The organism is Thioclava sp. NS-SX20, assembly GCF_057380695.1.
The window spans coordinates 2,156,842-2,178,007 of record NZ_CM170816.1; the positions used below are offsets into that span (position 1 = coordinate 2,156,842).

Annotated in this window: 20 protein-coding genes; 11 read left to right on the forward strand and 9 right to left on the reverse strand. The window is 62.1% G+C overall.

Annotated features, from left to right (window positions below):
* Window positions 1–5: 5 nt before the first annotated feature.
* On the reverse strand, window positions 6–377 hold the full coding sequence (locus tag AC2ISB_RS10570) for a hypothetical protein (protein ID WP_339108164.1): 372 nt from the start codon (window positions 375–377) through the stop codon (window positions 6–8).
* 100 nt (window positions 378–477) lie between these two features.
* On the opposite strand from AC2ISB_RS10570, the gene AC2ISB_RS10575 reads away from it, so the two are divergent.
* Window positions 478–1,239, forward strand: coding sequence for an alpha/beta fold hydrolase (locus tag AC2ISB_RS10575; RefSeq protein ID WP_406721263.1), 762 nt, complete (start codon window positions 478–480; stop codon window positions 1,237–1,239).
* Between the two features lie 14 nt (window positions 1,240–1,253).
* On the opposite strand, the gene AC2ISB_RS10580 is transcribed toward AC2ISB_RS10575, so the two are convergent.
* The 4 genes from AC2ISB_RS10580 to AC2ISB_RS10595 form a co-directional block, all read right to left on the reverse strand.
* Window positions 1,254–1,586 carry a hypothetical protein gene (locus tag AC2ISB_RS10580; protein WP_339108166.1) on the reverse strand — a complete coding sequence of 111 codons (333 nt, stop codon included), beginning with the start codon at window positions 1,584–1,586 and terminating at the stop codon, window positions 1,254–1,256.
* A 79-nt stretch (window positions 1,587–1,665) separates the two neighbouring features.
* Window positions 1,666–2,520: a metallophosphoesterase family protein gene (locus tag AC2ISB_RS10585; protein WP_339108167.1), complete on the reverse strand. Its 855-nt coding sequence runs from the start codon at window positions 2,518–2,520 to the stop codon at window positions 1,666–1,668.
* Window positions 2,517–3,506 (reverse strand): diacylglycerol/lipid kinase family protein, encoded by a 990-nt coding sequence (locus AC2ISB_RS10590; RefSeq protein ID WP_486574949.1) that lies wholly within the window; start codon window positions 3,504–3,506, stop codon window positions 2,517–2,519. The genes AC2ISB_RS10585 and AC2ISB_RS10590 overlap by 4 nt, the downstream gene beginning before the upstream one ends.
* 94 nt (window positions 3,507–3,600) lie before the next feature.
* Entirely contained in the window at window positions 3,601–3,912 is a 312-nt protein-coding gene (locus AC2ISB_RS10595) for an antibiotic ABC transporter (protein WP_339108169.1), read from the reverse strand.
* 313 nt (window positions 3,913–4,225) lie between these two features.
* Between AC2ISB_RS10595 and AC2ISB_RS10600 the strand changes: the two genes are divergently transcribed.
* From AC2ISB_RS10600 to AC2ISB_RS10615, 4 genes are all read left to right on the forward strand, one after another.
* Window positions 4,226–5,365 (forward strand): efflux RND transporter periplasmic adaptor subunit, encoded by a 1,140-nt coding sequence (locus tag AC2ISB_RS10600; RefSeq protein ID WP_486574951.1) that lies wholly within the window; start codon window positions 4,226–4,228, stop codon window positions 5,363–5,365.
* A 12-nt stretch (window positions 5,366–5,377) separates the two neighbouring features.
* The gene (locus tag AC2ISB_RS10605; RefSeq protein WP_486574953.1) at window positions 5,378–8,446 is read left to right on the forward strand and encodes an efflux RND transporter permease subunit; all 3,069 of its coding nucleotides are present in this window, start codon (window positions 5,378–5,380) and stop codon (window positions 8,444–8,446) included.
* Window positions 8,447–8,656: 210 nt separating this feature from the next.
* Window positions 8,657–9,070, forward strand: a complete 414-nt coding sequence (locus AC2ISB_RS10610; RefSeq protein WP_339108172.1) for a hypothetical protein — start codon at window positions 8,657–8,659, stop codon at window positions 9,068–9,070.
* A gap of 162 nt (window positions 9,071–9,232) precedes the next feature.
* Window positions 9,233–9,397 carry a hypothetical protein gene (locus AC2ISB_RS10615; RefSeq protein WP_339108173.1) on the forward strand — a complete coding sequence of 55 codons (165 nt, stop codon included), beginning with the start codon at window positions 9,233–9,235 and terminating at the stop codon, window positions 9,395–9,397.
* 10 nt (window positions 9,398–9,407) lie between these two features.
* Here AC2ISB_RS10615 and AC2ISB_RS10620 read toward each other — a convergent pair whose 3' ends face one another.
* Window positions 9,408–11,021: a GMC family oxidoreductase gene (locus AC2ISB_RS10620; protein ID WP_486574955.1), complete on the reverse strand. Its 1,614-nt coding sequence runs from the start codon at window positions 11,019–11,021 to the stop codon at window positions 9,408–9,410.
* A 296-nt stretch (window positions 11,022–11,317) separates the two neighbouring features.
* Here AC2ISB_RS10620 and AC2ISB_RS10625 point away from each other — a divergent pair, with 296 nt between their 5' ends.
* The 3 genes from AC2ISB_RS10625 to AC2ISB_RS10635 all read left to right on the forward strand — a co-directional run bounded on the left by AC2ISB_RS10625 (window position 11,318) and on the right by AC2ISB_RS10635 (window position 13,737).
* Window positions 11,318–12,628: a 3-deoxy-D-manno-octulosonic acid transferase gene (locus AC2ISB_RS10625; RefSeq protein WP_486574957.1), complete on the forward strand. Its 1,311-nt coding sequence runs from the start codon at window positions 11,318–11,320 to the stop codon at window positions 12,626–12,628.
* A gap of 61 nt (window positions 12,629–12,689) precedes the next feature.
* Window positions 12,690–13,157, forward strand: coding sequence for an NUDIX hydrolase (locus AC2ISB_RS10630; RefSeq protein ID WP_339108176.1), 468 nt, complete (start codon window positions 12,690–12,692; stop codon window positions 13,155–13,157).
* A gap of 127 nt (window positions 13,158–13,284) precedes the next feature.
* Window positions 13,285–13,737 carry a DUF1178 family protein gene (locus AC2ISB_RS10635; RefSeq protein ID WP_486574959.1) on the forward strand — a complete coding sequence of 151 codons (453 nt, stop codon included), beginning with the start codon at window positions 13,285–13,287 and terminating at the stop codon, window positions 13,735–13,737.
* Here AC2ISB_RS10635 and AC2ISB_RS10640 read toward each other — a convergent pair.
* Window positions 13,734–15,257, reverse strand: a complete 1,524-nt coding sequence (locus AC2ISB_RS10640; RefSeq protein WP_486574961.1) for a pyruvate kinase — start codon at window positions 15,255–15,257, stop codon at window positions 13,734–13,736. The two genes, AC2ISB_RS10635 and AC2ISB_RS10640, sit on opposite strands and share 4 nt — an antisense overlap.
* A gap of 201 nt (window positions 15,258–15,458) precedes the next feature.
* Between AC2ISB_RS10640 and AC2ISB_RS10645 the strand changes: the two genes are divergently transcribed.
* The gene (locus AC2ISB_RS10645) at window positions 15,459–16,721 is read left to right on the forward strand and encodes an aspartate kinase (RefSeq protein WP_339108179.1); all 1,263 of its coding nucleotides are present in this window, start codon (window positions 15,459–15,461) and stop codon (window positions 16,719–16,721) included.
* Between the two features lie 57 nt (window positions 16,722–16,778).
* Complete coding sequence (gene ptsP / locus AC2ISB_RS10650) at window positions 16,779–19,019, forward strand: phosphoenolpyruvate--protein phosphotransferase (protein ID WP_339108180.1); 2,241 nt, start codon at window positions 16,779–16,781, stop codon at window positions 19,017–19,019.
* A gap of 98 nt (window positions 19,020–19,117) precedes the next feature.
* On the opposite strand, the gene AC2ISB_RS10655 is transcribed toward ptsP, so the two are convergent.
* Both AC2ISB_RS10655 and AC2ISB_RS10660 read right to left on the reverse strand, forming a co-directional pair.
* The gene (locus AC2ISB_RS10655) at window positions 19,118–19,891 is read right to left on the reverse strand and encodes an EcsC family protein (RefSeq protein WP_486574964.1); all 774 of its coding nucleotides are present in this window, start codon (window positions 19,889–19,891) and stop codon (window positions 19,118–19,120) included.
* Window positions 19,892–19,948: 57 nt separating this feature from the next.
* A complete protein-coding gene (locus AC2ISB_RS10660; RefSeq protein WP_406721270.1) occupies window positions 19,949–20,449 on the reverse strand; it encodes a GNAT family N-acetyltransferase in 501 nt (166 codons plus the stop codon).
* Between the two features lie 112 nt (window positions 20,450–20,561).
* Between AC2ISB_RS10660 and AC2ISB_RS10665 the strand changes: the two genes are divergently transcribed.
* Complete coding sequence (locus AC2ISB_RS10665) at window positions 20,562–21,164, forward strand: flavin reductase family protein (RefSeq protein WP_339108183.1); 603 nt, start codon at window positions 20,562–20,564, stop codon at window positions 21,162–21,164.
* The last annotated feature ends 2 nt before the right edge of the window (window positions 21,165–21,166 follow it).

The window sequence follows — 21,166 nt, forward strand, 5'->3', positions numbered from 1 at the left end:
GCAGGTCAAAGGTTTCCGTGCGCAATCGCCCAAGCCAACATCGCACCGCCCGTCATGACGATGACAAACACCACCCCCGTCACGACCTTCATCACCCCTTGCACCAGACGTTGCTCGGAACCGAGCGGCTCGAGATATTTGACGCATAGCCGATAGTTCCGCTCGGTCGCCTTCTCGTCAACCTGCCGCATCAGTTTGGGGGCTCCCATCAGCACCTCCGACGCGGCCAACTCGCGCGCAGCCACCCGCACACGACGCGGCAGCGCACGGGCGCGATGGTTGATCCGGTCGCTCAGGGTGGCGCCCTTCGCCCCAAGGCGCGTGGCCAGGAGCTTTGACACATGGTCCAGCTTACTCTGGAAATCGGCAGGGTTCATCGCAGGCCTCCTTTATCTGCGCAGGCTAGCCCCCTGACTGTGCAGGAACAAGCGATGAAACCGCTGGCGCAGCGGCAATCCGCGCGCTAGCTATATGCGCATGTTAAACACGCTTTCTCAAGGCAGCCCCACGGGGCAGCCCCCGCTTCTGATCGTTCATGGCCTCTTCGGTTCCGCCCGTAACTGGGGCGTGATCCAAAAGCGTCTGTCAGACGCTCGGGAAGTCTTTGCCGTTGACCAACGCAATCATGGTGACAGTCCCTGGCAGGACAGCCAGAGCTATTTCGACATGGCCGAAGATATCGCCAAGGTGATCGAGGCCAATGGCGGCAAAATGGACGTGCTCGGCCATTCGATGGGGGGCAAGGCGGTTATGGTACTGGCCCTGACCCGCCCCGATCTGGTCAACCGGCTGATCGTGGCGGATGTGGCGCCGATTGCCTATCAGCACTCGCAGGATTCGCTCATTCAGGCCATGAAAGGACTGGATCTGGACGGGCTGACGCTCCGCTCGGAAGCCAATCGGCGCTTGTCGCAAACCGTCGGAAGCGAGGCGGTTCGGGCTTTTCTGCTGCAATCTCTGGACCTGAAATCGACACCGCCGCACTGGAAGCTCAATCTGGACGTGCTGGAAGCGGAGATGGGCAAGATCGTGGGCTTCCCCGAGCTATCCGGCGCTTTCACCGGCGAGACGCTGTTTGTCTATGGCGGGGCGTCCGATTACGTGCAGCCTGGCTATCAGCCGACAATCGACAGGCTGTTCCCGCATAACACGATGGCCAAGATTGACGGTGTGGGGCATTGGCTTCATGCCGAGAAACCGCGCGAATTCGAGCAGATCGTGCGGGATTTCATCGCCTGAACGGCCTGAACCCACTAGCATTGCAGGCGGAAACGGGCCTCACCGGTATCTCCGGGCAATGAGGGCGAACGCAAGGGCCCCGTCGAGGGGCCTGCGACCTTGCACCCCGTGCTCACCTCGACCGCCTGCCGCATCAGGGCCGGAACCCTGTCCCTTTCGCGCAAGCGCAGATAGCCAAGCCGGATGACTTCGGCATCGCCCCCCCGATCGAATACAACAAAACGGATTCCCTCCAGCGTGATATCGTGACGCTCGGCCCCGAAGAACTGCGGCGCAGGTTGGGCACCACACCCCGCTAGGGCCAGACACAGTCCTGCAAAAACAAGAGACTTCCGGCCGCGTTGCATGGTGCCCTCCCAGATCTGACGGAGGTTTCCAGTTTGGATCGCAGATGGTTAACACGAGGTTAAACCAAAACCGGAAAGCTTAAAGTTCGCAGGCGACAGAGCGGATCAGCTGATAGGACGGGGTCTCCGCAGCACTCGGGCGTACAAGCTCGGCCCAGTCCGATCCGCTTTTACGGAAATGCCGCCGATCCTGCGCCACAAACTGGCCATCCGCGCCGGAGAAAAAGCGGGTGATCGAGACCTCCCCCGTCATGTGATAGTCCAGCATATTGAACATGTTGGGAGTTCCGCGCAACCGGGTCGACAGCCCCGTTCCAGCCTGTACGAACAGCAGCCCGGGGGCGGCATGAAAGGGGGCGGCTGACCCCTCATGCAAATGCCCTGACAGAACAATATCCGCCCCGCATCGGGACAACCGTTTCAGCGCCTTTGACGCCCCCTCCATCAGTTTCTTGTCGGTTTCCGGCCCGTGTTCCAACGGATGATGCATGACGACAATGCGTAGTACCTCCCGCGAGACGGAAGAAAAACGGGAACAGACCCGCCGGATCGTATGCGACGAAATCCGGCCACGCTGCCATTTGAAGCGGTTCACGGTATTCACCCCGATCACATGTATCTTGGCGTCACGCCATTCGGGTTCCAGCTCGCGGTCAATGGCCTGCCGGTAGCGTCTCCACGGTGTCACGAAACGGACAAAGATATTATCCAGCGGCGTGTCATGATTGCCCGGCACAGCCAGAACCGGTGCCTTGATCCGGTTCAGAAAGGCCCGCGCTTGCGCAAATTGCCGACGCCTCGCCCGCTGGGTAAAATCGCCCGAGACGATCACCAGATCGGGCTCCAGCTCCGCGATCTTGCGCAACAAAGGGGGCTCCAGCCGCGGGTCGATTTTACCGAAATGCAGATCCGACAGATGCAGAATGCGTCTCATGCCGCCTCCTGCTCTTTCTCCTCCGGTAGCACGATGGTCAACAGGTCCGGATGCATGCGGAACGCAAATGGCGATTCCATCCGCGCCTTTTCCCCATCGAAAGCCAGAAGCGCGCGACGTTTCCCCCGCAGACCGACCGTGAATTCGCGACAGCGCAGCACATCATAGTCCCGCCCTTCACGGACCTGCCGCGTCACCAGACGCCATGCAAGGCGGAACAGCTGCATCCGGTTTTCCCCCTTGGCAATCAAGACCGCGAATTTGTCATCGGTGATCGCGCGCGCCCCCCGCAACCCGAAGAAATCCAGCTGGTAGGCCGAACGCGCGACGAAAATCAGCGGCGTCGCGCGCGTATCGGCTAGATCTTCCGTCTGAAAATCCACCTTCATAGGTTTCTGGAATTTCAGGAAAGTCCTGATTACAGACCAATAGGCCACCATCCGGTGCCGCCCCCAACGGGCATAGATCGCCTCGCGCGCTTTCAGGATTTTCGGATAGATCCCCAAAGAAGCATTGTTCAGGAACACCCGCCCATCAACAGAACCAACCTGGATCTCCCGCGTCTCGCCTTTGAGGATCTGTTGCGCAGCTTCCGTCGCGTCTTCCGAAAACCGTAGCCCCCGCGCATAGAAGTTGAACGTGCCAAGAGGAAGCACCGCCATCGGCACACCCTTTCCAAGCATGGCTTGTGCGACGGCCATCACTGTCCCGTCCCCCCCTGCCGCAACGATCAATTCTGCCCCGTCGGCAATGGCGCGATCTACGGTCTCGGAGACTTCGTGATCCGGCTCCCAACGATAGAGTTTCGCCTCGTCCCCGAACACTTTCAGCGCGGCTTCGATCGGCTCCCGCGTGCGCGAATTCTGCCCCGAATTCGGGTTGGCGACCACATAGATACGGCGGAAGGGCACCCGCGTCGCAGCAAGGTTCGCCCCATGCCGCGCCTCATCCTCAGGTGTCTCTGTCTGGGCAAATGTAACTGACATTCAAGCGATCTCCTGTGATTACAGGCAGAACGCAAAAACGGCCCATGGGTTTCATGGACCGTTCAAAAACGTCTGGCCCGCGCGCTGCGCGTGGTCAGAAAACCTGTGCGGGGCCAAGCTTGGACAGTCGCTGCACGTTATCAGCGGTATGGCGACTGAATTCCCGCACCACAGCGCGCATAGCCTGGTCCATGGTGCCGCCGGAGAAAACGGTGCGGGTGGCCGCCTCCGTCGCCTCGAATCCCGCGTCGATTTTTTCGGTGACCATACGGGTCATCTCGTCGGGGGCGGCATGCCAGAGCCCTGCCATACCGGCGAGACGCATCGCGATCACGGCTTGAGCCTCCCAGCTAAGCCAAGCCGTCTCGATGGGCAAAGAAGCCGAAGCCAAAGGGTCGAAAAACATGGGTCACCTTTCCAATACTAGATGCGACCTAAACGATGCTGCACCTGCAGCATCGCATAGATGGCCTCAAGGGTCCATTAATGCATTTGTGACGCAGGTTACTACACGACTTTGGCACTAAGAAGCTGACGAAATATGAAGCCCGCGCACGCAAGACAGGCTGAGACAACTTTTGCCACATAAAATCGGCGTGCTCCCATCCGATCAATTTTAAGCTTGCTCAGCGAAACGTGATCGGAATAAGTTACCCTAACTAAACCGAACAGTTCACCTCTTCTCGTCTAGTGCACGCCTGTGCCGTATCGGAGCCACCATGTTCAAGAGACTCCTCGTCGCCGCTATTGCCCTCCTTTTGCTGGCAGTCATTGCGGGCGGTATTATCGGTTTCAACCTGTTCCGCGAAAAAATGATCGGCCAGTTCTTCGCCACGATGCAGCAGCCCGCAGCCGTTGTATCGGTGACCAAGGTCGTGCCGGTGACATGGACCCCGGGGATCGAAGCCATCGGCACAGCCAATGCGGCAGAAGGCACCGATCTTGCCATCGAAGCGGCGGGCATCGTGCGCGAGATCACCTTTGCGGCCAATGATACCGTCAAGAAAGGCCAGCTTCTGGTGCAGATCGACGACCGTCAGGAAAAGGCGGATCTGGCAGCCGCAGAAGCCTCGCTGGAACTGGCGCAGACCTCGCTGGCGCGGGCGCAGAAACTGAACGAGCGTGGCGTGTCGGCGGTGTCCACCCTCGATAGCGCCATCGCCGATGCGACCACCGCACAATCCACCGTGCAGAAACTGAAAGCCGCATTGGAGACAAAACGCCTTCTGGCACCGTTTGACGGCACGATCGGCATCCCGCAAGTGGATCTGGGCGAATATGCAACGGTGGGCACCCCCTATGCAACGCTCCAGAACGCCTCCAGGATGCATGTCGATTTTACGCTATCCGAACAGCAGGTGCGCAATGTCTCTGTCGGACAGGATGTCGAGGTGACCTCGGAAGTGGGCGGCATCACCAAAGCGGGAAAAATTATCGGGATCGAACCCAAAATCGACGCGAACTCCCGTCTGGTCGGGCTGCGCGCCGAAATTTCCAATGACGACCGCGCTTTGACACCCGGCCAGTTCCTGCAGGTGCGGGTTATCCTGCCCACGCAAGCCGGTGTGATCGCCCTGCCGCAAACGGTCGTGACCTCCAGCCTTTATGGCGCTTCCGTCTATGTCGTGCGCGACGAGGACAAAGACGGCGAGACCCGCCAGATCGCCAGTCAGGTCTTCGTCAAACTGGGCCGCCGCTCGGGAGACATGGTGGAAATCACCGAGGGCGTGAAAAGCGGTGATCAGGTCGTCAATGCCGGCCAGAACCGCCTGACCCCCGGCGCCCCCGTCACGATCGACAACTCGGTGACCCTCCCCGCCGATCCGGGCCGCGATATCGCACCCGAAGCCTCGAAATAAGGACGACGGATCATGCATTTCACCGAAATCTTCATCCGGCGGCCGGTGCTGTCGATGGTCATCGGCGCTTTCATGCTGCTGATCGGGGCGCAGGCGTTTTTCAACCTGCCTGTGCGCGAATACCCGGAGGTGGATGAGACGGTGGTGACCGTCACCACCACCTATCCCGGGGCCGCGCCGGACCTCATTCAGGGCTTTATCACCGCGCCGATTGCTGCTGCCGTGGCCACCACCGAGAATATCGACTTCGTGACCTCCTCGTCGCGGCCTTCGGTATCGACCGTCTCGGTCAATATGAAGCTGGGTGCCGACCCTGATGTTGCGCTGACCGAGGTGCTGGCCAAAGTGCAGCAGGTGCGCTCGGATCTGCCTGATGGTGCGGAGGACCCGCAGATCGTCAAGGGCACGGGGATGACCTTCGCGCTGATGTATCTGGCCGCGACCAACCCCAATATGACGCAAGAGCAGCTGACCGAATATCTGGACCGCGTGATCCGCCCACGCATGTCGACCATTCAGGGCGTGGCCGAGATCCAGATCATCGGCGGCTCTACCTATGCGATGCGCGTCTGGATCGACCCGAAGAAGCTGGCCGCGCGCAATGTGACCGCCGCCGAGGTGCTTGCGGCGATTCAAGCCTCGAATTTCCTTTCGGCACCGGGGGCCACGGAAAACGACTTCTACACCCAGTCGATCACGCTGAAATCCACGCTGTCTTCGCCCGAGGCCTTTGGTGCCCTGCCCCTGCGTGGGGAAGGCGATAGCGTCATCCGCCTGCGCGATGTGGCGCGGATCGAGCTGGCCTCGGATGAATCGGGCGAGATCGTCAGCTTCAACGGTCAGTCGGGCACCTTCATCGGCGTGATGCCGACGCCTGCCGCCAATCCGCTTGATACCGCGCAGGCCGTGCATGATGCGCTGCCCGCGATCAATGCCTCGCTGCCCGAGGGGATGGAAATCCAGAACGTCTATGATTCCACCGAGACCATCTCGGCCTCGATCGAAGAGGTGTTCCACACGATCGCCGAAGCGGTGATCATCGTGGTGCTGGTGATCTTGCTGTTCTTGGGGTCTGTGCGCTCGGTGCTGATGCCCATCGTCACCATCCCACTGTCGCTGGTGGGGATAATGGCGGTTCTGCTGGCGCTGGGATATTCGATCAACCTGCTGACGCTGCTGGCGATGGTTCTGGCCATCGGGCTTGTGGTGGATGACGCCATCGTGGTGGTGGAAAACATCCACCGCCATATCGAAGAGGGCATGAAGCCGATCCCCGCCGCCGTCAAAGGCATGCAGGAGATCACCGGCCCCGTCATCGCCATGACCATCACTCTGGCCGCCGTTCTGGCACCTCTGGCCTTCACCGGCGGGCTGACAGGGGCGCTGTTTACCGAATTCGCCTTCACGCTGGCCGGATCGGTGATCCTGTCGGGGATCATCGCGCTGACCATCACGCCGATGATGTCGGGGCGCATCCTCAAATCGGGCCATGCCGGCGGGTTTCAGGGCTTTGTGGACCGCGTTTTCGAAAAACTTGCGGGCTTTTACGAGCGCCGCGTGACGGGGTCGCTGAACCTGCGCTGGGTCACGCTGCTGATCGTGGGGGTGCTCATAGGCACCACGGGGTTCATGTTCACCAAAACCTCGGGCGAACTTGCCCCCGACGAAGACCAGGGCGCACTTTTCGCCATCATGAAAGGGCCGAAATACGCCACCGACCGCTATACCTCGGCCTATATCAAGCAGGTGGATGACAATACGAAAGACATCCCCGAAGTGCGGCAGAGCTTCTCGATTGCAGGGTTTGGCGGGGATGACGGTCAAGGCATCGAAATCTGGCAACTGAAGGACTGGGCCGACCGTGACCGGTCGCAGGCTCAGGTACAGCAGGACATTCAGGCGGGGCTGGACAAATCACCGGGGTTGCAGGGCTTTGCCTTTGCTCCGCCCACCCTGCCCGGCACGGGCGGTGGCTTGCCGATTTCGGTGATCTTGCAATCCGTGAACAGCTCGTCGCGCGTCGCAGAGGTCTCGGCAGAGATCACCCAGAAAGCGATGCAATCGGGCAAGTTCATCATCGTGCAGAACTCTCTAAGCTTCGACGCGCCCGAAGTGCAGGTCACCATCGACCGCGACCGCGCGGCCTCGCTGAATGTGCCGATCAGCCAGATCGGCCAGACGCTGGGCCTGCTCGTTGGCGGCGGGTCGGTGGCGCAATTCGACCGCGACTCGAACAGCTATGACATCATCACACAGGTGCCGCGCAGCTTCCGCGAAAACCCCGAAGAGCTGGGCAATTACTTCGTGCGCGCCTCGACCGGCGAGATGGTGCCCCTATCGGCCCTCGTGAAGATCGAAGGCGGCGTGCGCTCTGCTGCAATCGAGCAGTTCAACCAGTTGAATTCCTCGACCATCACCGCCCTGCCCCTACCCACGGTCTCCACCGGCGAGGGGCTGGCCGAGATCCAGAAGATCGCGAATGAGACCATCCCCGACGGTTTCTTCATCGACTATTCCGGCCAGTCGCGGCTGGAGGTCACGCAGGGCAATACCATCGTCATCGCCTTTGCAGCCGCCGTTCTGGTGATCTATCTGGTGCTGGCGGCGCAATTCGAAAGCTTCCGCGACCCCTTCATCATCCTGATGACGGTGCCGATGACGGTCTTCGGGGCGCTCCTGCCACTCAATCTGGGCCTCGGCACGCTCAACATCTATTCTCAGGTCGGGCTGATCACCCTTGTCGGGCTGATCACCAAGCACGGCATCCTGATGGTGGAATTTGCCAACCAGCAGCGCGAGGACCACGGGCTGTCACGGCGCGAGGCGATCATCGCCGCCGCCCGCACCCGTCTGCGACCGATCCTGATGACCACCGCCGCCATGGCGCTGGCGGTGATTCCGCTGGTCATCGCCGAAGGCGCAGGGGCTGCGGCCCGTCAGGCGATGGGGGTGGTGATGTTCTCGGGCCTGATCATCGGCACACTGTTCACCCTCTTCGTGGTGCCAATGTTCTACACCTTCATCTCGCCCTCGGATAAGGCATGGCGGGCGGCAAAAGAGCGCAAGATCGCGGCAGGCTGAACAGAAGACAATCTGATCTCCAAGGCTCCGGTGTCCACGCACCGGAGCCTTTTGAACTTTACGGTTCACTTTCAAGAGGGGAGATATATGTATTTACGCACACATAATGGCTTATTTTTTAGAATTACGCATTTCATCGCACATTGCTAGATATGTCTCATAACAAACGCCGGATGTCACTGATCCGGCATATCACTGGAGATAATGACAATGAAAACCGTTCTGACCACCGCCGCCATCCTTTTCGCCGCAACCGCAGGGATCGCCTCCGCACAAAGCAATGACGCCCAGTTGGCGGCTCTGCTGCAGGTCAATGGCGCACAGTTCACCACGGCCGAGCTGAACAATATCAACGAAGCCCGCCGCGATGGCGATGTTGCCAAAGCCAATTACTACCTCAATCACGAGAACCGCACGACCGCCGCGCACAATGGTCAGGGCAAAGCCCAGCTTGCCGCACAGCTGGGGGTGAACGCTTCTGACTATACGCTGGCAGAACTTGTCACCATCGATAGCGACCGCCGCGACAACAACATCCAGAACGCCGATTTCGTTCTGAACGGCACGTCCCGCAATTCGGTCGCCCCGATCGCCACGCCTTATATCGGCACCGGTCGTCGCTAAGGCACGCCTGCGCTGTCTGCGCCCGTCACACCCAAAGCCCCCGAGCCGGTCTCGGGGGCTTTTTTGTCCGTCTTCGCCAAGCATCGGAAAGATGCTATGAGAAACGGGCTTGTCGCAAGGCCCGCGCTCTGGCAGGGACAAGACAATTCAGGAGACCCGAATATGGATTACAGCAAATCCGGTGGCGCCAAAGCCCCCAAAAACACCCCCCGCCATGCCGAACACAACGCCAAAGGGACCGATAAAAACCCCTTCGGCGGCAAATCCGACAAGGCCGCCCTTCTGGCCCGCATGAAAGCGGCCACCAAAAAGACCGACGAAAAGTAAGCTCTTACTCTTACTCTGCGGCCACTACGCCCGCGCGCGCGTCTTCCAAGATCATGCGCGCGGCTTTTTCCGCGATCATCATCGTCGGCGCATTCGTGTTGCCCGATGTAATGGTCGGCATCACCGACGCATCGGCAATACGCAGCCCCTGAACACCCCGCACCCGCAGACGCGGGTCCACCACCGAATCCGTGTCGGCCCCCATCCGGCAGGTGCCCACAGGGTGGAAGATCGTCGTGCCGATATCCCCTGCGGCTTTGATCAGATCCTCATCGCTCTGATAGGAGGGACCGGGTTTGTATTCTTCGGGGTGGAATTTGGCAAAGGCGGGCTGGCTGGCCACATGCCGCACCTGCCGGATGGCCCGTATCGCCACCTGCCTGTCCCCTTCGGTCGAAAGATAATTCGGCGCGATCACCGGATGATCGCGGAAATCTGCTGAACGGATATGGATCGAACCACGGCTTTCGGGGCGCAGATTGCACACACTCGCCGTCATGCCGGGAAAGGGATGCACCGCATCACCGAACTTGTCCAGACTGACAGGCTGCACATGATATTCCAGATCCGGCGAGGCCTTTTCAGGGGACGAGCGCGTGAACACCCCCACCTGACTGGGGGCCATCGCCATCGGGCCGGAGCGTTTCAACGCGTATTCCGCGCCAATCATCGCCTTCCCCCACAGGCTGGAGGCCATCGTGTTCAGGCTTTTCACCCCCCGCACCTTATAGACCAGACGCAGTTGAAGATGGTCCTGCAGGTTTTCGCCCACCGCGGCATTCTCGATCCGTGGCGAGACACCCATATGGGCCAGCGTCTCGGCCCGCCCGATGCCCGAAAGCTCCAGCACCTGCACAGAGCCGACAGCCCCCGCCGACAGGATCACCTCATGCGCCCCGACCTCGACCGACCGCCCGTCACGGGTGTAGCGCACCCCCGTCACCCGCCGCCCGTCCAGCACCAGCTTCTCGACCTGCGCGCCGGTGCGGATTTCCAGATTAGGTCGTGATTTCACAGGGTTCAGGAAGGCACGCGCGGCAGACCAGCGCCATCCGCTGCGCTGGGTCACATGGAAATACCCGCCCCCTTCATTGCTGCCCCGGTTGAAATCCTCCGTGCGCGGGAAGCCTGCCTGCTCGGCCGCCTCAAGGAACGCATCCAGCACATCCCAGCGCACCCGCGCCTTCTCCACCCGTAGCGGCCCGCCAGAGCCATGCCGGTCCGATGCACCACGGTAGAAATCCTCCTGTTCCATGAACAGCGGCAAGACATCCTCCCAGCCCCATCCGGTACAGCCCATCTGCCGCCAGCCGTCATAATCCTGCGCCTGACCGCGCATATAGATCATCCCGTTGATCGAGGAGCACCCGCCCAGAATACGCCCGCGCGGATACAGAAGTTCGCGCCCGTTCAGCCCCGGATCGGCGGCAGTCTTATATCCCCAATCCGTGCGCGGATTGCCGATGCAATACAGATATCCCACCGGAATATGCACCCAGTGATAATTGTCCTTGCCTCCCGCTTCCAACAGCAGCACACGATTGCGCGGATCGGCGCTCAGCCGGTTGGCCAGCACGCATCCCGCGGAGCCCGCCCCGATAATCACATAATCGAAATGGTCCATAGAATAGTCCTCCCTGCAAAATCAGGCGGCACCCGAAAGTGCCTCTCCATCCCCCGCAAGAGGTTTGCAACGGGGCGAGGAAATAGCAAGCCTGTTCACAATCTCCATGCCCTGCAAAAACGCAAACTCCTTTACGGCCTGCCTCCTCTCGCATGCATGGCAACCGCATGCGGGCTTGCATCTCGGGCACAGGCACGGTTTTGATGCCGCAAACGGGGGCCTGACCGGTGGCCCTGCCTTTATCGCCTGCCCTATTGCCTGCCCTATTGCCTGCCCGCCAATCAAGGATCTCCCCAGTGCTGCGCTACCGTCTGCTCCTGTCTATCGCCCTGCCGCTGATGCTGGTGCATCTGCTATGGGGATATATGCGCGGGCGGCAAAGCCGCCAGGGGCTTGTCGAGCGGCTGGGCGGCCTGCCGCCCGGCCCGAGCACGCCCCTCCCCCCCGATCCGCGCGCACCGGTCTGGCTGCATGCGGCCTCCAATGGCGAGCTTGCCTCGGCGCGTCCCGTGATCGACTGGCTGGTGGCGCGCGGCGACCGGCTCCTGATCACCACCAATTCGACCACCGCACAAGATCTGGCACGACGCTGGATCGCAGCGGCGGACCTGCCACCCGAAACCTGCGTGGCGCTTGCCCCGCTGGATACCCGCTGGGTGCTGCGGCGCTTCTTGCGACACTATCGGCCCGCCGCGCTGATCGTCATCGAGAACGAGATCTGGCCCAACCGTTTTGCCATGATGGCGCAGGCGGGCCACCCCTGCCTGATGCTGGGCGCACGGCTTTCGGCAGGCTCCGCCCGCTTCTGGCACAGGCTGTCTCTGGGCCCGCTGCTGGCCGGGCTGACGGCGGTTTCGGCACAAGATGCCGCCTCTCAGGCGCGGTTCCTTGCGCTCGGGCTGCCAGCCTCGCATCTTCTGCCGCGCATCAACCTGAAAACCGCTGCCAGCCCGCAAGTGCTGCCGCCGCTCGCCCGCTGGCCCGAAGACTGGCCGCGCCGTCATACATGGCTTGCTGCCTCGACCCATGAGGGCGAGGAAGAACTGATCCTTGAGGCTTTTGCCAAGGCCCGTATGCAGCGCCCCGAATTGCGTCTCATCCTTGCCCCCCGCCACCCGCGGCGCGGGGCGGAGATCGCGCGGATGATCCGCGCCAAGGGGTTTGCACTGGCCCGACGCTCGAACCAAGACCAGCCCTCCGGTCCGGTCTATCTGGCCGATACCCTGGGCGAGATGGGCCATTGGTATCGCGCGGCAGCCGCCTGTTTTACCGGTGGTTCCTTCGTGCCCAAGGGCGGACATACCCCGTTCGAGCCGCTGGTCTATCACTGCGCCCTGTTTCATGGCCCGCATGTCGAGAATGCCCGTGAGCCCTATGCCGCGCTCGATCACTGCGGCGGGGCGCGCTGTCTGCCCACCCCCGAGGCTCTGGCACAGGCGATGGTGTCCTCGACCCAGGCCGATTTCACCCGCATGACACAGGCCGCACAGGCGGGCCTGCCCGAAACCGATCCGGCCTATCTGCAGGATCTTCTGGCAAGGCTTGCCCCGCTTCTGCCACCTCCGGATGCAAAACTTCATCCAGATGTCATTGCCACGTCATCATAATGGCCTAACTTTCGTTCTCCGGCGCAGCGCGCATCCTCCAGACAGGCGGCCCTTCTTCGCGATGAAACTCGACCGCAAACTCAGCCTGACGGCACCAAACACGTCCGGCAAAACCGCACAAGAAGCCGCGCTCTGCTTTCGTCGCAAGGCGGGGAAAATGCAGGTGCTCCTGATCACCTCGCGCGACACCGGACGCTGGGTGCTGCCCAAGGGATGGCTGATGAAAGACTGCAATCCCGGCGAGACCGCCCTATGCGAGGCGTGGGAAGAGGCCGGGGTCTCGGGCAGCCTCGCGCAGGAGGACAGCATCGGCCATTACACCTACCCGAAGATCTTTCCGGATGGCGCCGCCCGCGACTGCCGCGTGGCGCTTTATGCGATCCATGTCCACGGCCTTGCGCCGAAATTCCCCGAAAAGGGCCAGCGCCGCCGCAAATGGATGACCACCTCCAAGGCGGCCAAATCGGTGCTGGAGCGCGATCTGGCCAAGATCCTGCGCCTGCTTCCCAAGCAGCTTGCGCATCTATAAATCTTGCGTTTACTGCAATCATGCTTAAGTAATGCCGGTCGCGCCGGACATCCTGCGGCTTGGTAGAAGACTGCGCCCCCTGCGACCGCGACCGGTTTCGGGGATAATTTGCTCTTGGGATAGATCGATGATCCGCTACACGCTGAAATGCGCAAATCGACACCAGTTTGATGGCTGGTTTGCCTCTGGCGAGGCCTTTGACACACAATGTGCCAAGGGGCTGGTTGCCTGCGCGATCTGCGGCTCGAACGCGGTCACGAAATCCCTGATGGCGCCTTCGGTGCAATCCACCCGCAAGGCAGAGCCCTCCCAAGGCGGCGAAAGCCCGCCCGCCCCGCCAGCCCTCACCTCTCCGGCAAACGAGGTCGAGGCCGCAATGGCTAAGCTGCGCGCCCATATCGAGAAAAATTCCGATTATGTCGGCGAGGATTTCGCCCGCGAGGCCCGCGCCATGCATGATGGCGAGGCGCCCGAACGCGCCATCCACGGCGAGGCCAATCTGGAAGAGGCCCGCGCGCTGATGGAAGACGGGATCGGCATCCTGCCACTGCCCTTCCGCAGCGGGCGCAAAACCAACTAGCCCTCGGCCATCAACCAATCCCCGAAGCCGCCCAGACGGGCGCTGCTTCTGGACATATAGCGTTCGGCACGCAGCACCGTATCGGACAACACCTCCAGGGCCTCGATCGTCTGTGGCCCATGCCCGATCAGCACGCAATCGGCGGGATGGCTCAATGCGGCCTCGTTCAGCTCGGCACGGCTCTGCCGCCCCTCCTGCACCAGACGCTCCATCAGGTTCGGCGCCCAAAGCACCGGCACCTCTGCGGCCCGACAGAGCCAGAAGATCATGTCCTGCAACTCGGTCAGGCGGGCATAGCCCAATTCCTGCGCCAGTTCCGGTCGGGAGATCATCACCCCCACCGTCGTCCGCCCCCCTGCCGCCACGATCAGATCCGGCAGGTTATGCAGGGCCTTCGCGGTTTCGATACGCAAAATCAGCGCAGGCAGAGCGGCGGCCCCGCCCCGCAACCTGTCAATCGCCCCAAACACCGTTTCCAGATCACTCACGCTCTGCAACGCCACGCTGATATTGTCGGCATGTGTCAGGGCCAGATCCAGCACGGCCAGATCGGCCTCTCCAAGCGGCGGAAGGTCCAGCTCCACTCCCGGTACCGCCAGCACCATGCCGGGCTTGAGCCTTGCCCCGCGCGCAGGCGTCGAGGTCACCTCGACACGCGCCACGCCTTTCGACAGGCGGATCACCTGCCCCTGCAGCTTGCCGCCATTGATGCTGAGCGCGGCCCCTTCGGTCAACGCCGCCCATTGCGCAGGCTGGCTTAAGGTCATGCGCGGGAAATCCCCTTTGACCAGCTTCGAGACGATCTCGAAGCGGTCCCCGACCCGCAAGCGACCATGCGCACCGATCACCCGCGCCACGGTGCATTGCGGCCCCGGAAGGTCGATCTGCACCGGAATGCGCAGCCCCATATCCTGCGCCAGATTGCGCACCACCTGCGAAAGCCCGACCCAATCTTCGGCCAGCCCTTCGCCGGTATCGATCCGGATCGCATCCGCCCCCGCCCCGATCATGGCCCGCAGATGGCTTTCCGCCGAGCGTGGCGGCGCGTCGGCATCCCGCACGGCCAGACAGCTGATACCGATGCTGCCCATGATCCGCGCATGGGTCCCGCTGCGACGCGCACCGAACAGCATCGCGCGCCGCGCCGCCAGCCGCGCAGGCCCTGCGGCAAATATCTCGGTGGGCGGATATTCTGCCGGCCCCTGCCCCGCAATCAGCGACAGCGAGGCCAGCACCGCATCGATCGAGGCCCGCAGATGCGGCTCGGCGCGGTTGAGCGAGGAAATCCCGAACGAGGCAAACGGCGCCTCGAAGGGCGCAAGCTCTCCGGGACCCAAGGAAAGATAATCGGCAAGATTGCGCGCCGAGGGGTAGAATTCGGGCCGCGTGATCCAGCTCTCCCAGAGGTCCATCTGCGCCTGTGCGCGCCGGTCCATCATGGCGCGCAGATCTGCAAGCGATGCCCGCAGCCCCGCAGCCTGTGCGTGACGTTCCCTTGTCTCGCGTTCATGCAAGGTCATGGGCACCTCCTCCCGATGGCTCTGGCCTTGAGTGTCCAGATCTAGCAAAGCCTTTGCGCGCTCGCTACTGGTCTAGAACGACATTCTTATGACAGAAGGATGTAATGACCATATCGCCACTCTTGCGCAGCGATACACGTTGCTTTAACCGGAACCGGAACTCCCGGCGCAGGGACCGGGCAGCGAAGCGAGGGGGAAGATATGCCGCTTCTCGTCATGAAATTCGGCGGCACTTCGGTGGCCGATCTCGACCGCATTGCCAATGCGGCCGCGAAGGTCCAACGCGAAGTGGAGCGGGGCTATGACGTCATCGTGATCGTGTCGGCCATGTCCGGCAAGACCAACGAGCTTGTGGGGTGGGTCGAAAAGACCGCGCCCCTTTACGACGCGCGCGAATATGACGCCGTCGTGGCTTCGGGTGAGAATATCACCGCCGGTCTGATGGCGCTGCGCCTGCAGGAAATGGGCGTGCCCGCCCGTAGCTGGCAGGGCTGGCAGGTGCCGATCAACACGACCTCGGCCCATAGTGCCGCGCGCTTCAAATCGATCCCGCGCGCCAATATCGACGCGAAATTCGCCGAAGGCATGAAGGTCGCCGTAGTCGCTGGCTTCCAGGGCCTCTCGGAAGAGGGTCGAATCACCACGCTGGGCCGTGGCGGGTCCGACACCACGGCCGTGGCCTTTGCGGCGGCCTTTGATGCGGAACGCTGCGACATCTACACCGATGTCGATGGCATCTACACCACCGATCCGCGCGTCTCGGGCAAGGCCCGCAAGCTGGACCGCATCGCCTTCGAGGAAATGCTGGAACTGGCCTCCTTGGGCGCGAAGGTGCTGCAAACCCGCTCGGTCGAGCTGGCAATGCGTTACAATGTGCGCCTGCGGGTGCTGTCCTCCTTCGAGGATACCGACGAAAACTCCGGAACCCTGGTCTGCGGCGAGGAAGAAATCATGGAATCGAAAGTCGTCTCTGGTGTCGCCTTCTCGCGCGACGAGGCAAAAATCACGCTGTTCACCATTCACGACCGTCCGGGCGTGGCGCAGGCCATCTTCGGCCCGCTGGCCGATGCCGGTGTGAATGTCGATATGATCGTGCAGAACATCTCGGAAAAAGATTACGACGAGACCTATGCCGGTGCCGTGACCGACATGACCTTCTCGCTGCCGATCAATCAGGTCGCGCGTGCGCAAAAGGCGATGGAAGAGGCGAAAGCCGAAGGCAAGATCAACTATGACCAGCTGATCATCGATACCGAGGTCGCCAAGGTCTCGGTTGTCGGCATCGGCATGCGCAGCCATGCAGGTGTTGCCGCCAAGATGTTCCAGGCGCTTTCTGCCGAAAACATCAACATCAAGGTCATCTCCACCTCGGAAATCAAAATTTCTGTGCTGATCGACCGGAAATATATGGAACTGGCGGTTCAGGCGCTCCATGATGCGTTTGAACTGGATCAGGAAGGCTGAAGCGCCTTCGCGTCCGGTTTCGGGCGTAAGAGTTGAGCAAAGGATCGGCCTTTTCACATGGCGGAACGCAGTGATAGCGACAGTCGCAATCTGTTGCGCCGTTTGCGCGACGTATTGGCCGAGCCCGGAAATGGTCAGGACAGGCTGGACCGGATCACCTCGCTGATTGCCTCTTCTATGGGCACAGAGGTGTGTTCGATCTACCTGTTCCGCGACCCCGAGACGCTGGAACTTTGCGCAACCGAAGGTCTGAGACCGGAATCCGTCCACCAGACCCGTATGCGTCTTGGCGAGGGGTTGGTGGGCCGCGTGGCCCGTCTGGGCAACCCGATCAACACGCATGACGCCCCCGCCGAACCCGGTTTCCGCTACATGCCCGAAACCGGCGAGGAAATCTATTCGAGCTTCCTTGGTGTTCCGATCCAGCGTGTGGGCGAGAAACTGGGCGTCTTGGTCGTGCAGTCGAAAGAGGCGCGCGATTACAAGGAAGACGACGTCTACGGCCTCGAGGTCGTGGCGATGGTGCTGGCCGAGATGACCGAGCTGGGCGCGTTCGTGGGCGATGGCGAGGGGATCGGCCATAGCCACCGCTTCCCCGTCATGTTCCGCGGATCTTCCGGTCAGGAAGGCGCCTGCGAGGGGCGTGTCTGGCTGCACGAGCCGCGCGTCGTGGTGACCAACCCCGTGGGGGATGACCCCGATCACGAACGCGACAGGCTGCAAAGCGCCGTTGAGGTGTTGCAAGCGCAGGTCAATGACATGATCTCCGGCTCGGTCGACATGGATATGGACCACCGGCAGGTGCTGGAAACCTACCGCATGCTGGCCAATTCGCGCGGCTGGATGCGCCGGATGACCGAGGATATCGCGCTGGGGCTGTCCGCCGAAGCGGCCGTCGAGAAAGAACAGTCGCAAAACCGCGCCCGTCTGGAACAGGCCGGTGATCCCTATCTGCGCGAAAGGCTGTCCGATCTGGACGACCTCTCGAACCGCCTGCTGCGCCTGCTGACGGGACAGGGCGCCAATACCGGTGCCGAACTGCCCGACAACCCCGTGCTGGTGGCCAAGAATATCGGCCCCGCAGAGCTGCTGGATTACGGGCGCAGCCTCAAGGGCGTGGTGCTTGAGGAAGGGTCCGTGGGCAGCCATGCCGCGGTTGTGGCCCGTGCCCTGGCGATTCCGCTGGTGATCCATGCCAAGCGGATCACCACCGAGGCGCTGAATGGCGACCCGATTCTGGTGGATGGCGATCAGGGCGTGGTGCATCTGCGCCCCGAGGACACCGTGGCCAATGCGTTCCGCGACAAGATCGCGATGCAGGCAGAGGCGCAGAAACGCTATGCCGATCTGCGGGATCTGCCTGCCGAGGACCGCAATGGCACGCGCATTTCGCTGGTGATGAATGCGGGCCTTCTGGCCGACCTGCCCTCGCTGCAAAATAGCGGCGCCGAAGGCGTGGGGCTGTTCCGCACCGAGTTGCAGTTTCTTACCCGTTCGCGCGTTCCGCGCCGCGACGAGCTGGCCCAGCTGTACAAGCGGGTGATGGATGCCGCCCAGGGCAAGCCGGTGAAATTCCGCACGCTCGATATCGGCTCGGACAAGGTTCTGCCCTATATGAAGCCGCAGGACGAACCGAACCCCGCGATGGGCTGGCGCGCGATCCGCGTGGGGCTGGACAAACCCGGCGTGCTGCGGATGCAGCTGCAGGCCCTGATCCGTGCGGCCAATGGCCGCCCGCTGGAGGTGATGTTCCCCTTTATCGCCTGCCCCTCCGAGTTCCATGCCGGTCGCGATGCGCTTTTGCGCCAGCGCGACCGCGAGGCCGCCTTGGGGCGCCCCGTGCCGGAATGCCTGAAAATCGGGGCGATGCTGGAGACGCCGTCATTGGGGTTTGCGCCCGACAGCTTCTACCAGACCTGCGATTTCATCTCGATTGGCGGCAATGATCTCAAGCAGTTCTTCTTTGCCGCCGACCGCGAGAACGAGCGTGTGCGCCGCCGTTACGATACGCTGGATGTCAGCTTCCTGACCTTCCTCGAACGGATCATCGTGCGCTGTCAGGCCACCAATACGGTGCTGAGCTTCTGCGGCGAGGATGCCGGACGCCCTGTCGAGGCGCTGACCTTCGCGGCATTGGGATTGCGGACACTTTCGATGCGTCCGGCCTCTATCGGGCCAATCAAGCACCTGATCCGCCGCGCAGATCTGGCCGAGCTACGCCAGATTGTCCAGCGGGCCCGCAACGAGGGCCAGCAGTCGGTACGCAATGCGGTAACCACCTATCTGGCCCATCTCTAGGCGGGCCTCCGGCAGGACGGCAGCAGGCAGAGGGGCTCTGCCCCTCTTGGGGCCTGACGGCCCCAATTCACCCCGGGATATTTAGGGCAGCTGGAAGATCAGCGTTTGCGTATGATCCGCGCGACCAGCTCTTCGCGTAGCAGACCTTCATCCATCATCGCCTCGCGGGCGAGACGTTTGAGGCCGAAATGCACCCGAGCGACATCCTGATAATAGCTGGTAAAGGTATAATTGACCGCAGCCCCCGCCACAGCCCCCAGCAGAGGGGCGGCCTGTGCGGCGAGTTTCTGGCCCAGCACTGCCGAGAGGCGGGGCGCGACCTTTGCGATCATGCCCTGCATCGAGGAGCCGGTGAGCGTGACACGGGTGGCGATAAGGCCGATATCGGTGCCGTCATCCTCTTCCAGCGGGCCTGCCGATGCGAAGATACGCAGGCATTCCTGTTTTACCTCGTCGGAGGCCGGATCGAACCCGTGTTCGGCAGCGATGCCCTGAATGGAGCGCAGCAGCATCGTGATGGTCAGCGGCAGTTCGGCTGCAGCCCCGGGCAATCCGGCGAAGCCTCCAGCCGCCCCCATCGCCGTGGTGAGCGCCCTATTGAGCCAGTCGGGTTTGTCCTCGATGACCCCGCGCGAGCGACCTGCCGCAGCCAAGGCTGTCTGGAGCGCCCGCGAGGTGATCCCTTCGAGGCCATTGCGCAGCGGGCTGGGCAATTTTTCCAACAGCGTTTCCGCGGAGCCGCCCAGATAGGATAGCAACTGCATTCCCGGCCCCGAGGCCGAGCGGTAGCGCCGTGCCAGAGCCTCCAGTTCTTGCAGGACGCGATGATCGGTCAGCGGCTCGAAAATCTCGGGGGTTGCGGTCTGTGGCATGGGTATCTCCCTTTGCCTCTAGATATGGAGCGCGGCCTGGGGACTGCAAGGGCCCGCTCAGGCCGCGGGCGGATCCGAGGGGGATTTCTCGACCGGTCCGGTAATGCCCTCCCACGCCCCCGGCACCAGCTCCAGTGCCAGAACGCGGTCGGGATTGGTGGGCGGCGGCATGTCGACCCCGTCGATTTTCCAGAAACCGAAGCGGCGGTAATAGGGTTCGTCCCCGACCAGAAGCACGCGTTCCCAGCCGAGGCGGCGGGCCTCGTTAAGGCTTTCATGCATGAGGATGCCGCCCAATCCTTCGCCCTGACGGGTCGGGTGGACGGCCACCGGTCCCAGCAGCAGGCAGCGTGCGCCGCTGACAAGGATCGGCCAGTAGCGGATGACCGCCGCCAGAATTCCGTCCTGTCGCAGGGTCAGGCAAAGCGGGCGCACCGGCGAGACCCCGTCGCGCAGGCGATAGGAGGAAAGTGCCGTTCGACCGGGGGCGAAACAGAGGTCGTAAAGCGCCTCGACTTCCCACCAGTCCGCATCGGTTTCTTCATCGAGCTGATACATCTGCAATGCCCTGTCCGATCCCCCCCGGCCGCGTATCGAAAGGCGTGCGGTGGGGCTTTTCTTTCCGCCTAGCACGCGGCACTGTCAGGTTCAAACCATAGGAGGCCCGAGAATGTTTTATCGCCCTGCGGAAGGCCATGATCTTCCGCATGATCCGTTCAACGCGATCATCGCCCCCAGACCGATCGGCTGGATTTCCACCCGCGGAACGATGGGCGACAATCTGGCCCCCTATTCGTTTTTCACGGCAGCGGCCTATGTGCCGCCACAGGTGGTGTTTTCCTCGCAGGGGGCAAAGCCCGACCGCGACGGGACGAAAGACAGTCTGGCGCAAATCCGCGAGACCGGCGTGTTCTGTGTCAATCTTGTCGATCCTGCCCTTGTCGAGGGCATGAATGGCAGTTGCGCCGACTATCCGGCGGGGGTGGACGAGTTCACCGCCTGCGGTGTGGACAAGGCCGAATGTTGCGAAATCGACTGCCCCCGTGTGGCCCTGGCCCCTGCGGCACTGGAATGTCGTCTGGTGCAGGAGATCCCGCTTCTGGGAGCCAGAAACACGCTGGTCCATGCCGAGGTGATCGGCATCCATCTTCGGGAGGACTGCCTGCATGAGGGCTTGTACCGCCCGCCGGGATGGGTCAGCCGTCTGGGCTACCGCGGCACCTATGCCACGGTGACCGACACATGGGAACTGCTACGCCCGAAACTGGACTGAGG